The organism is Nocardiopsis suaedae (genome assembly GCF_027706745.1).
Lineage (GTDB): Bacteria > Actinomycetota > Actinomycetes > Streptosporangiales > Streptosporangiaceae > Nocardiopsis_A > Nocardiopsis_A suaedae.
The window spans coordinates 102237-114220 of record NZ_JAQFWP010000010.1 but is presented as its reverse complement, the minus strand read 5'-3'; the positions used below and the strand labels follow the sequence as shown (position 1 = coordinate 114220).

The 11984-nt window shown below is 74.4% G+C and carries 11 protein-coding genes; 6 read left to right on the top strand and 5 right to left on the bottom strand.

Annotated elements, in window-relative coordinates; genetic code table 11:
* Nucleotides 1-146 precede the first annotated feature (146 nt).
* Together murQ and O4U47_RS07700 are read left to right on the top strand one after the other, a co-directional pair.
* Nucleotides 147-1097 (top strand): N-acetylmuramic acid 6-phosphate etherase, encoded by a 951-nt coding sequence (gene murQ, locus O4U47_RS07705; protein WP_270676930.1) that lies wholly within the window; start codon nucleotides 147-149, stop codon nucleotides 1095-1097.
* Nucleotides 1098-1131: 34 nt separating this feature from the next.
* Complete coding sequence (locus tag O4U47_RS07700; RefSeq protein ID WP_270676929.1) at nucleotides 1132-2616, top strand: PTS transporter subunit EIIC; 1485 nt, start codon at nucleotides 1132-1134, stop codon at nucleotides 2614-2616.
* Here O4U47_RS07700 and O4U47_RS07695 read toward each other — a convergent pair.
* Nucleotides 2603-3403 carry a fumarylacetoacetate hydrolase family protein gene (locus O4U47_RS07695; protein ID WP_270676928.1) on the bottom strand — a complete coding sequence of 267 codons (801 nt, stop codon included), beginning with the start codon at nucleotides 3401-3403 and terminating at the stop codon, nucleotides 2603-2605. The genes O4U47_RS07700 and O4U47_RS07695 overlap by 14 nt on opposite strands.
* A 154-nt stretch (nucleotides 3404-3557) precedes the next feature.
* Here O4U47_RS07695 and O4U47_RS07690 point away from each other — a divergent pair, with 154 nt between their 5' ends.
* Nucleotides 3558-4508, top strand: coding sequence for a LysR family transcriptional regulator (locus O4U47_RS07690; protein ID WP_270676927.1), 951 nt, complete (start codon nucleotides 3558-3560; stop codon nucleotides 4506-4508).
* Between the two features lie 111 nt (nucleotides 4509-4619).
* A complete protein-coding gene (alc, locus tag O4U47_RS07685; protein ID WP_270676926.1) occupies nucleotides 4620-5747 on the top strand; it encodes an allantoicase in 1128 nt (375 codons plus the stop codon).
* A gap of 41 nt (nucleotides 5748-5788) precedes the next feature.
* Here alc and O4U47_RS07680 read toward each other — a convergent pair whose 3' ends face one another.
* Both O4U47_RS07680 and O4U47_RS07675 read right to left on the bottom strand, forming a co-directional pair.
* A complete protein-coding gene (locus O4U47_RS07680) occupies nucleotides 5789-7291 on the bottom strand; it encodes a YfcC family protein (protein WP_270676925.1) in 1503 nt (500 codons plus the stop codon).
* Nucleotides 7288-8655, bottom strand: coding sequence for a M20/M25/M40 family metallo-hydrolase (locus O4U47_RS07675; protein WP_270676924.1), 1368 nt, complete (start codon nucleotides 8653-8655; stop codon nucleotides 7288-7290). The genes O4U47_RS07680 and O4U47_RS07675 overlap by 4 nt, the downstream gene beginning before the upstream one ends.
* A 177-nt stretch (nucleotides 8656-8832) precedes the next feature.
* On the opposite strand from O4U47_RS07675, the gene O4U47_RS07670 reads away from it, so the two are divergent.
* The gene (locus O4U47_RS07670; RefSeq protein ID WP_270676923.1) at nucleotides 8833-9207 is read left to right on the top strand and encodes an antibiotic biosynthesis monooxygenase family protein; all 375 of its coding nucleotides are present in this window, start codon (nucleotides 8833-8835) and stop codon (nucleotides 9205-9207) included.
* Between the two features lie 116 nt (nucleotides 9208-9323).
* Entirely contained in the window at nucleotides 9324-10124 is an 801-nt protein-coding gene (locus tag O4U47_RS07665; protein ID WP_270676922.1) for a DUF3152 domain-containing protein, read from the top strand.
* A gap of 6 nt (nucleotides 10125-10130) precedes the next feature.
* Here O4U47_RS07665 and O4U47_RS07660 read toward each other — a convergent pair whose 3' ends face one another.
* Both O4U47_RS07660 and O4U47_RS07655 read right to left on the bottom strand, forming a co-directional pair.
* Nucleotides 10131-10481: a hypothetical protein gene (locus tag O4U47_RS07660; RefSeq protein ID WP_408638947.1), complete on the bottom strand. Its 351-nt coding sequence runs from the start codon at nucleotides 10479-10481 to the stop codon at nucleotides 10131-10133.
* On the bottom strand, nucleotides 10469-11917 hold the full coding sequence (locus O4U47_RS07655) for a serine hydrolase domain-containing protein (RefSeq protein WP_270676920.1): 1449 nt from the start codon (nucleotides 11915-11917) through the stop codon (nucleotides 10469-10471). Before O4U47_RS07655 ends, O4U47_RS07660 begins: the two co-directional genes overlap by 13 nt.
* Nucleotides 11918-11984: the final 67 nt, after the last annotated feature.

The window sequence follows — 11984 nt, the reverse complement described above, 5'->3', positions numbered from 1 at the left end:
GGTCCCTGGGAGCCCTCCCAGGAAGGGGCATTCGGGTCATGTGAGGCATGTCACCGGCTACGTGCGTTTCCGTCGCGCCAGTGGGAAAATTACCTTCTGAGGATTGAACGGCGGGGAAGGAAACCTTCAGTAGGAGGGGCACACGCATGGCCACCACCGGGACCGACCACCACGGGCTCGACCACCGGGGACTGCGGGACGAGCTCGCCGGGTTGGCGACCGAGGCGCGCCGGGACGACCTCGCCGACATCGACCGCATGGCCACCGCGGACATCCTGCGCACCATGAACGCCGAGGACGCCAAGGTCCCCGCCGCCGTGGCCGACGCCGTGCCCGCGATCGCCGCCGCGGTGGACGCCGCCGCCGAGCGCATGCGGCGCGGCGGGCGGCTCGTCTACGCGGGCGCGGGAACCGCCGGGCGGCTCGGGGTGCTCGACGCCTCCGAGTGCCCTCCCACCTTCGGCACCGACCCCGCGCAGGTCGTGGGTCTCATCGCGGGCGGCCCGCGCGCCGTCGGCACCGCCGTGGAGGGGGCCGAGGACGACGCCGCCGCTGCCGCCGCCGACGTCTCCGGCCTGGACGTGGGCCCCGACGACACCGTGGTGGGCGTCTCGGCCTCCGGGCGCACCCCCTACGCGGTGCAGGCCGTGCGCACCGCCCGGGCGGCCGGGGCGCTGACCGTCGGCGTCTCCTGCAATCCCGGCTCCCCGCTGGGCGCCGCCGCCGAGCACCCCGTGGAGGTCGTCGTCGGCCCCGAGCTGATCGCCGGGTCCACCCGGCTCAAGGCCGGGACGGCGCAGAAGCTCGTGCTCAACATGCTCTCCACCGTCATCATGATCCGCCTCGGCAAGACCTACGGGAACCTCATGGTGGACCTGCGCGCCACCAACGAGAAGCTGCGCGCCCGCTCCCTGGGCATCGTCGAGGCCGCCACCGGCGCCTCCCCCGAGGACGCCGAGGCCGCGCTCACCTCCACCGGCGGCGGCGTCAAGGAGGCCATCCTCGTCCTCGCCGCCGACGTGGACGCCGCGACCGCCGCCCGCCTGCTGCGCGACAGCGACGGGCGCCTGCGCGAGGCCATCGCCGCCGCCCCCTGAGGGCGCGGCGCCCCCGGTTGAAAGGAGTCCCCCCATGTCCGACCGGTCCGGCCCCGGCACCGCCCCGAGGCCCGAGGACACCGCCCGCGCGCTGCTCCCCCTCGTCGGCGGCGCCGCCAACGTCACCTCGGTCGCGAACTGCATCAGCCGCCTGCGGCTCGGCCTGGCCGACCGCTCGCGGGTCCGCGACGCCGACGTGCGCGCCCTGCCCGGCGTCCTCGGCGTCGTCGAGGACGACACCTACCAGGTCGTGGTCGGCCCCCAGGCGGTGAACGCCGTCGCCGCCGCCTTCGGGAGACTGGTGGAGGAGAAGGGAGGAGGGGAGACGGGCCAGGCCGGACAGACGGATACGGCCGAAGAGCTCGCGGAGCGGGGCGCAGCCATCCGGGCCGCCAACAAGCGGCGCAACGCCACCCCGTTCAAGCTCTTCCTGCGCCGCATCGCCAACATCTTCGTCCCGCTCATCCCCGCCCTCATCGCCTGCGGGATCATCGCCGGTGTCACCGGCCTGCTGCGCAACCTCGGCTGGATGGAGGGCGCGCTCCCCGCGCTCACCGCGATCAGCTCCGGGTTCATGTCGCTGATCACCGTGTTCGTCGGGATGAACGCCGCCAAGGAGTTCGGCGGCACCCCCGTCCTGGGCGGCGCCGTCGCCGCCATCATCCCCTTCGCCGGGGTCGCCGACGTGCAGGTCTTCGGCACCGCCCTCTCCCCCGGCCAGGGCGGCGTGCTGGGCGCCCTGGGCGCGGCGGTGCTGTGCGCCTACGTGGAGCGCCGGGTGCGCCGCCACATGCCCGGCACCCTGGACGTGCTGCTCACCCCCACCATCGCCGTGCTGGTGGCGGGCCTGGCCACGGTCTTCGGGCTGATGCTGGCCGCCGGCGCGCTGTCCGAGGCGATCGGAGCGGGGGCCGACTGGCTGCTGGGCACCGCGGGCGCGTTCGCCGGGCTGGTGCTGGGCGGGCTCTTCCTGCCGCTGGTGATGCTCGGCCTGCACCAGGCCCTCATCCCCATCCACACCACCCTCATCGACCTGGAGGGCTACACCACCCTGCTGCCGATCCTGTCCATGGCCGGGGCCGGGCAGGTCGGCGCGGCGCTGGCGGTCTACCGCCGACTGCGGCACGACGCGGGCATCCGCGCCACTGTCCGCTCCGCCCTGCCCGCCGGTCTGCTGGGCGTGGGCGAGCCGCTGATCTACGGCGTGACGCTGCCTTTGGGCCGCCCGTTCATCACCGCCTGCGCGGGCGGCGCCGTCGGCGGCGCGTTCGTGGGCCTGATGGGCCAGCTCTGGGCGACCACCGGGTCGACCGCCATCGGCCCGTCCGGGTGGGCGCTGTTCCCGCTGGTGCAGGGCAGCGCCGGGATCGGACCGGCCGTGGCGGTCTACGGCGGCGGACTGGTGGTGGGCTACATCGCCGGGTTCGTGCTCACCGCTCTGTTCGGCTTCCCGAAGGGGGCGGTGCAAGCGGCGGAGGCGGTCGAGGAGGCGGTCGCCCCCGGGTCTACTCCCGGGTGACCACGGGGTTGGACAGCTCGCCGACCTTCTCCACCGCGACGCTGACCCGCTGCCCGGGCTCGACCGGGCCGACCCCGGCCGGGGTGCCGGTCAGGATGATGTCCCCGGGCAGCAGCGTCATGAAGGAGCTGATGTAGGAGACCAGCTCGGGGATGGGGTGCATCAGGGCCGAGGTGCGCGCGTCCTGGCGCACCTCGCCGTCCACGGTGGTGGTGATGCGCAGGTCCGAGGCCTCCTCCAGGGTGAGGCCGGTCTCCACCCACGGCCCGACCGGGCAGAAGGAGTCGAACCCCTTGGCGCGCGTCCACTGCTTGTCGGTGCGCTGCAGGTCGCGGGCGGTCACGTCGTTGGCGACGGTGTAGCCGAACACCATCTCCTTGGCGCGCTCCACCGGCACCTCGCGCCCCATCCGGCCGATGACCACGGCCAGCTCGCCCTCGTAGTCCACCTGCGCGGAGGCGGCCGGGTAGAACACGGGGTCGCCGGGCCCGGTCACCGCGGTGGAGGGCTTGAGGAAGACCACCGGCTCGGCGGTGGCCCCGCCGGTCACGTCCTTCATCTCGGCGACGTGGTCGGCGTAGTTCTTGCCGATGCACACCACCTTGCTGGGCAGCACGGGCGACAGCAGCCGCACGTCCTCGAGCTTGGCGCGCTCCCCGGTCAGCTGGATGTTGCCGAGCAGGGGGTGCCCGCTGATGCGGGACACGAACTCCTGCCCGCTCTCGGCGTCGGTGTCGACCAGGCCGAACCCGACGTCGTCCCCGGAAGAGAATCTCGCGATGCGCACGGCTGCCCTACCTAGCCTTCATTGGGGAGAACACGACCCGTCCGAGGGTACCGAGCCGCACGGCGCGGGCGCGCGCACCGCTCCCCCGTGTCCCAGCCGCCGAGACGCTGAACGGTGACTGCACGACCGTTCAGGAACGCTTACCCTTTGCGGTATGACCGACTGGGATCTGCGCAAGCTGCGGGTGCTGCGCGCGCTCGGTGAGCACCGCACCGTCCGGGCCACGGCCGAGGCCCTGAACATGACCCCCTCCGCCGTGTCCCAGCAGCTCGCCGGGCTGTCCCGGGAGACGGGCGTGCAGCTGCTGGAGGCGCACGGGCGGCGGGTGCGCCTGACCGACGCCGCGCACGTGCTGCTGCGCCACGGCGACGCCGTCTTCGCCGAGCTGGAGCGGGCCGAGGCCGAGCTGGAGGCCTTCGCCCGCGGCGAGGCCGGGCGGGTGGCGGTGGGCGCCTTCGCCACCGCGATCCCGGCGCTGGTCGTCCCGGCCGCGGCCGACCTGCGGCGGCGCTGGCCCGGCCTGGCGGTGCGGGTGCGCGAGGCCGAGGCGGCCGAGGCCTACGGGCTGCTGGCCGCCGGGGAGGTGGACCTGGCGCTGTCGCTGGCGGCCGACGCCCCCTCCCCGCGCGATGCCACCTTCGAGCGCACGGTGCTGCTGGCCGACCCGATGCGGGCGGCCCTGCCCGCGCACCACCGGCTGGCCGCGGCCCCCGGGCTGCGCCTGGCCGACCTGGCCGAGGAGCCGTGGATCTTCGGCGACTCCGGGCCGTGGCGGCAGATCACCGAGCACGCCTGCGGGGCCGCCGGGTTCACCCCCGACCAGGCGCACTCGGCCGCCGACTGGTCGGCGGTGCTGTCCCTGGTGGAGGCCGGGATGGGGGTGGCGCTGGTGCCGCGGCTGGCGGCCCCGGCGGCCCGGCCCGGGGTGGCCGTGCGCGAGCTGCGCGCCGACCGCCCGCTGCGGCACGTGGTGGCGGCGGTGCGCGCGGGCGCGGGCGGGCGGCCGCGGCTGGCCCGGGTACTGGGGGCGCTGCAGCGGGCGGCGGCCGAGCACGCGGACGGCCCGGCCCCACCGTTCAGTGATCATGAACAGTCTGAACAGTAGACGTCGATGGACACGAAAGATCGACCGGGCGCACACTGGGGGACGTACTCGCCTTCAACGGTACAAAGTTCACATTCTCGACGTTCACCTCCCCCGACAGTGAGGAGCACCGTGGCCGGCGCCCCGACCGATCCGCACGCCTACGACGCGCAGCCCTACTCCGGCGGCGACCCCTTCGCCGACTACCGGAGCACCGAGCACGCCTTCACCGGCCTGGTCGACCTGGCCGACCGCCGCCTGGGCGGCTCGGTCGTGGCCGCCAACGACGAGTTCTTCGCCCAGCGCGAGAACCTGCTCAAGCCCGAGCCGGCGGAGTTCGACCCCGAGGCCTTCGGGCACAAGGGCAAGGTCATGGACGGCTGGGAGACCCGGCGGCGGCGCAACACCGCCGAGGAGCCCTTCCCCGGCGACGGCGCCCACGACTGGGCGCTGATCCGTCTGGGCCTGCCCGGCGTGGTGCGCGGCGTGATGATCGACACCGCCCACTTCCGCGGCAACTACCCCCAGCAGGCCTCGGTCGAGGCGGTCTGCCTGACGGGCACCCCCTCCCCCGAGGAGCTGCTCGACGCCGAGTGGACCGAGATCGTCCCCCGCTCCCAGCTGCGCGGCCACGCCGCCAACGGGTTCGCCGTGGACAGCGAGCGGCGCTGGACGCACCTGCGCCTCAAGCAGTACCCTGACGGCGGCATCGCCCGCCTCCGCGTGCACGGCGAGGTCGTCCCCGACCCCGAGTGGCTGTCCGCCCTGGGCACCTTCGACCTGGCCGCGCTGGAGAACGGCGGGGTCGTCGAGGACGCCTCCGACCGCTTCTACTCCCCGCCCGAGAACACCATCCTCCCGGGCCGCTCCCGCAAGATGGACGACGGCTGGGAGAACCGCCGCCGCCGCGTCCGGGAGAGCAACGACTGGGTGCTCTACCGCCTGGCCGCGCACGGCGAGGTGCGGGCGGTCGAGATCGACACCGCCTACCTCAAGGGCAACGCCGCCGGGTGGGTCGAGGTGTCCTTCGCCGACGCCGCCGAGGGCGACCTGTCCGACCCGTCGGTGTGGACGACGGTGCTGCCGCGCACCCGGCTCCAGCCCGACTCCCCGCACCGGTTCCTGCTCGACGGGGCCCACCGGGCCACCCACGCGCGCGTCGACGTCTACCCCGACGGCGGGTACTCGCGCGTGCGGTTCCACGGCAGCCTGACCCCCGCCGGCCTGGAGGCCCTGCGCGCCCGCCGCGCGCGGCACTAGGCCGCCCCTCCCGGTGCGGCCGCCGCCCTCCTTTTCTCGCCTCAGGCCAGGGCGGCGGCCGCGCCGACGAACACGCACACCAGCACGAACAGCACCGCCAGCAGCGGCGCCACGAACCTCAGGTACGCGCCGTAGCCCACCTTGGCCAGCGCCAGCCCGCCCATCACCACGGCGGTGGTCGGCACCCACAGGTTCATCCACCCCGAGGCGGCCTGCCAGGCGGTGACCACGATGTCGGCCGGGACCCCGGCGAAGTGCGCCAGCGGGGCCAGGACCGGCATCGCCAGCGTGGAGTGCCCCGAGGTGGAGGGGATCAGGAACGCCAGCGGCAGGTTCACCGCGAACACCAGCACCGCGAAGACCGCCGAGGAGGTCCCCGACACCGCCGCCTCCATGGAGTGCAGCACGGTGTCGGTGATCCTCGCGTTGTTCATGATCGCCGTGACGCCGCGCGCGGCCACGATCACCAGCGCCGGGCCGATGAAGTCGGCGGCGCCGCGCACCAGCGTGCCGGTCAGGCGCGCCTCCCCCATCCGCCCGATCAGCCCGACCGCGATCGCGGCGACGACGAAGAGCGCGGACAGCTGCCCGAACGACCAGTCGAGCTGCCAGGGGTAGGGGGCGGCGGCCGCGTCGCCGGTCACCACGCTCGCCCACGGCACGACCGCGAACACCATGAAGGCGAACACCAGCGCCATGAAGGCCACGACGACGCGGTGGGTGGCGGTCAGCGGCTCGGGGTCGGCGTCCTGGGCGGCGCGTTCGGCGGCTTCGGCGTCCCCGGGCAGGAAGCCGGTGAGCGAGCGTTCGGGGCGCGCCCGCACGCGCGCGGCGTAGCGCAGGACGTAGGCGATGGTGACGGCGGTGAGCACGGCCCACATCAGCAGGCGCAAGGGGAGGCCGTCACCGAGGGACACCCCCGCGGCCGAGGAGGCCACCCCGGTGGCGAAGGGGTTGACGGTCGAGCCGAGCACGCCCACCCCGGCGCCGAGGATGACCGCGCCGGCCGCCGTCATGCGGTCGTAGCCCAGGGCCAGCACCATCGGGACGATGAGGCCGTAGAAGCCCAGGGTCTCCTCGGCGAACCCCTCGATGGAGCCGAGCACCGCGAAGACGCCCATCACCGCCCCGACGAGCAGGCCGCCGCGGCTCCTGAGGCGGTGGGCCAGGCGGGCGATGGCCCGCTCCAGGGCGCCGGTCGCGAAGACCATCGTGACGAACGCGCCGATGGCCAGGACGAAGAGGAACACGCCCGCGCTGCCGAACAGCTCGCCCGTGTTGTCCGGGCCGACGATGCCGGTGCCGGGGTCGAGGATGCCGTAGAGGCCGTTGACCGGGGACAGGAACAAGTCCATGAGCCGGTCGGTGAAGGTGCGGTCGGCGTCGATGCGCGCGTAGGTGCCCGCGATCGGCGCGCCGTCGGCGTCGCGCTCATAGGCGCCGGGCGGGATCAGGAAGGCGGCGAGCCAGACCCCGGCGGTGACGGCCGCCAGGACGGTCAGGGCGCTGGGGAAGCGCCACTCCCTGCCCTGCCCGCCGCTCATGCGTCCTCCCGCTCCCGGTACCGGCGCGCGTACTCCTGGAAGAAGACCGCCTCGGCCACCACCGCGCGCTTGAGCTCGTCCACCAGGACCCGCTCATTGGGCGCGTGGAGGTTGGACTCGGAGTCCTGCGCGCCGAAGAGGAGGATCTCCGCGCCGGGGACGGCCTTGGCCAGCCCGGCCACGAGTGGGATGGCGCCGCCGCTGGCCATGTGAACCGGCTCGGCGCCCCAGGCCTCGCGCATCGCGTCGGCGGCGGCACGGTACGCGGGGCCGCCCGTCTGCGCGGCGAAGCCGGACCCGGAGTCCCCGGCGTGCACGCTCAGCGGGACGCCGAACGGGCGCAGGCCTTCGAGGTGGCGGACCAGCGCGCGCTGCGCCTCGGCGGCGTCCTGCCTCGGGTGGACGCGGAGGTTGATCTTGGCGCGCGCGTAGGGGACGACGGCCGCGGCCGCGGTGTCGACGGCGGGGGCGTCGAGCCCCATGACGGTGATGGCGGGGCCCGTCCACAGGCGGCGCCCCAGGCTGCCGGTGCCGATCAGCGGCGCGTCCGGCCGCACCCCGGCCATGCGGCGGAACTCGGCCTCGTCCAGGGTGGTGCCGTCCCACTCCTCGCTGAGCAGGCCCGGCACGGCCACGTTTCCGTCCGCGTCGTGCAGGGTCGACAGGGCGTGCAGGAGCGCGATGAGCGCGTCGGGCGCCGCTCCCCCGAACTCACCGCTGTGGCGTGGCCCGTCCAGGGTGCGGACCTCGACCACGACCTCGGCGTCGCCGCGCAGCGCGACCGTGAAGGTGGGAACGCCGGGGCGGACGTTGCCCATGTCGGCGATGACCATGGCGTCGGAGCCGAACAGATCCGGGTCGCTGGGCGGATAGGTGTCGAACGGGCCGCCGTACTCCTCCTGCCCCTCGATGACGACCTTGACGCCCACGGGCGGCCGACCGCCGAAGACGCGCAGCGCGCCGATGTGCACGAGGATGTTGGCCTTGTCGTCGGCGATCCCGCGCGCGCGGATGGCCGGGCCCAGCGGGCCGGCGTCGAACTCGGTGGGTTCGAAGGGCGGGCTGTCCCAGTGGGACTGGTCGCCGGGCGGCTGGACGTCGTAGTGGGCGTACAACAGCACCGTCGGGGCGCCCTCGGGGGCGGGCAGGGAGCCGGTCACGACGGGGTAGGAGCCGGGCATCTCCAGTGCTCCGACGGACTCCATGCCCGCGGCGCGCAGGAGTTCGGCCACCTGGTCGCGGGCGCGCAGCACCGGCGCCTCCGGGTGGCCGGGGAAGGCGATGGACGGGATGCGCGCCAGCTCCACCAGGTCCGAGCGCAGCCCGTCGGCCAGGCCTTCGACGGTCCGGGCGATGTCCCGCATGCGGCTCCTCCAGGTCGGTGATGCCCGCATCCTGCCCGGGCACGGGCGGGGCGGGCCGTCCGACGCGCCTTGGGCGCGGTACGCGGTCGGCAAAGGGTGGGTGTTGCCGCGGTCATGCGCCGGAGGTGGTGGAGACTGTCCATCCCGAACACGTCGCGACCGAGAGGGGACACCGCCATGAGCGTGGTCAAGTTCAATGTGCTCACCGTGCCTGAGGGCGAGGGCCGGACGCTGGAGGAGCGGTTCGCCAAGCGGGCCGGGCTGGTGGAGGGGCAGCCGGGGTTCGAGGAGTTCATGCTTCTGCGGCCGGTGGAGGGCACCGACCGGTACCTGGTGTACACGCGGTGGAGGGACGAGGGGTCGTTCCAGGCGTGGCTGGAGAGCAGCGCCTTCAAGACGGGGCACGCGGAGGCGGCGGAGGAGTCCGGGAGCGCCGGGCAGGGCCACGGCCATGGGCACGGGCACGGCGGCCCCGCGGCGACCGGCAGCGAGCTGTGGGGCTTCGAGGTCGTGCAGCGGGTGAGCGCGGAGGACGGGAGCGGGGGCGCGTAATGTCCCGGCATTTCCCGGCCTGGGGATGACCAGGGCGGGGGCGTCCGGATCCGAGCCGGGCCGGATCTCTGGGATGCTGGGGTCCCGCTCCCGCCCCGTTCCAGGAAGGTCCACGCGTGCCCGAGCGTGCTCCGCAGTCCGGCGGCCGCCGACGCCGCTACCCGCCGGAGGTGCTGGTCGGTCTGGCCGTGGTCGCCCTCGGGTGCGTGCTGCTGGTGGCCGACAACCTGCCGTGGGTGCCCGACCCGGGGGCGGGCCGGGGGGCCGCCGTCTCGCCGTCGCCCTCCCCGAGCGGCGGGGGCGACGCCCGGGGCGGCCCGTCCGGCTCGCCCTCCCCCTCGTCGCCGCCCTCCCCGTCTCCATCGCCCTCGCCCATCATGCGGTCGGTGGTCGAGGAGGTGACCAGCGCCGACGGCGAGCTGGAGACCGTCGGGGGCGGCGCGGGACCCGTGGGCGACGGCCCGGTCGTCCGCTACACGGTCGAGGTGGAGAAGGGCCTGCCCGGCGAGGCGGAGGACTTCGCGGACGCCGTGCACGCGATCCTCGGCGACGAGCGCGGGTGGACGTCCAAGGGCCACTCCTTCGAGCGTGTGGAGGAGGGGCCGGTGGACTTCCGGGTGGCGCTGGCCTCGCCCGACACCGTGGACGCGATGTGCGCGCCGCTGCGGACCAACGGCTACACCTCGTGCAAGGCGAACGGGCGGGCGATCATCAACCAGAACCGGTGGGTGTCCGGGGTCGAGCACTTCGACGGGGACCTGGAGACGTACCGGATCTATGTGATCAACCACGAGGTGGGCCACGCGCTGGGCCACGGCCACGTCGGCTGCCCCGGCCAGGGCGAGCGGGCCCCGGTGATGATGCAGCAGACCCTGCGCCTCGACGGCTGCGAGCCCAACGGCTGGTTGGATCCGTAGCCGCCGTCAGCCGACCGCGCCGGTGACCTCCACCCCGCCGCGGACGGCGCGGATGAGGACCCCGTCCGAGGAGCCGGGGGCCCAGTCGGCGGGTCCGCTGACCGGGTCGCCGCGCCCCGGGGCGGTGATGTGGCGCCCGTCGCCGAAGACCAGGCGCAAGTGCCCGGCCGGGAAGGCGATGGACACCAGGACCTTGGTGCCGATGAGCGTCTGGAGGACGTCCACGGCGTCACCCGACGCGAGCGGCGCGGCGACGGCGATACGGACCCCGTCGCCCCGCTCCTCGACACTCTCGACCCGCGGACCGCGGAGTCCCAGGTCCCACCGGTCTTCCCTGGCATGGATCACGGGGTCCATCGTGCCCGCCGGAGGCACCGGATGCGGCGGGCGAGGGCGGCCGTGCCGAGGACGAGGCACACCAGGGAGAACACGGCCAGAAGCGGCATCAGCCACGCCGCGACGATCCAGTACTGGAAGCTGAACGACCCGCCCTGGACCCCGATCAGGGTCGGGAGGAACAGGCCGAGGACCGTCACGAGCCCGAGGGGGACGAGGCGCAGCACGACCCGGGGGCGCCGGGCCTCGCGCCGTCGGAGCGCCCAGCGGGGTGCCCGGACCACCGCGGTGGTGAGGAGCGTCCCCGCTAGCAGTGTGAGCCCCAGCAGGACCGCGTTGACGATGTTCATCGGGTTGCCCACCGGCGTCGTCTCGGCACCGGCCCGCTCCGCCAGCAGGTTGGTGGTCAGGAGGGCGGGAGCGCCCACGCCGTTGGTCAGGACGACGGCGGCGGTCCCCGAGGCGGGTGAGAACGCCATGTCCCCGGTCCAGGTCGCCAGGGTGCCCCCGTGGGCGACCAGCGGGCCGTCCCCTCCCGCCGGGGCGGGGCGCACCTCCCAGCCCAGGCCGGACTCCCCGGCCCCCGGCTGGGCGGTGTGCATCTCCTCCAGGGACTCCTCACTGAGCAGGTCTGAGCCGAGCGCGCCCTGGTTGAAGCGCACCCACCGCACCATGTCCTCCAGGGTCGAGACCACGCCGCCGTTGCCGACGCAACGGCCCGGCATCTCCGGGGCGGCGACGGCGACGCCGAGCACGACCTCGTAGCCCGACGCCAGCCCCGGCGCCGGGTCCGCGCACCCCTCGGTGGCGGTGGTGTCGTCCATCCCCAGCGGGGTGAACAGCTCTTCGGCGAGGAAGTCGTCGAACGGCTCGTCCGCGACGGCCTCGACGATCCTCGCCGCCACCGAGTAGTTGGTGTTGTGGTACTCCCACTGCTCCCCCGGGTCGGCGGCCAGCTCCTTGTCGGCCAGCTCGGCGACGACGTCGGCGGCGCTGCGGGGCGGCGGGAACACGTACTCGTTGTTGGTGCTGACCGACAGCCCCGAGGTGTGGTCGAGGAGCTGGCGGACGGTGATCCCGCGGAAGCGCGGGTCGTCCATGGTGAACTCGGGCAGGACGTCGACGACCGGGGCGTCCAGGGTGAACTCCCCCTGCTCCACCAGCAGCATCACCGCCGCGGCGGTCATCGGCTTGCTCATCGAGGCGATCCGGAAGCGCGTCGCCGGGGTGACGGCGGCACCGTCCCCGTCGTGGCCGCGCACGGCGGTCTCGACCGTGGAGCCGTCGATCACCGCCACGGCGATGCCGGGTGTGTCATAGGCCGACCGGTAGGCGTCGACCAGCTCGTCGGCCGCCGCACCGGTGGCGGCGTGCGCGGGCGGCGCCGTGCCCACCGCCGCGGTCAGGGCCAGTGCGACGGGCAGGACCGCACGCCGCACCGGGACAGATCGGATCATGTGCCGTGTATTCACGGCGGCAAAGCTAATTCCGGCGGCCGTCGTCCCACCTCACCCCGGAGGGTGA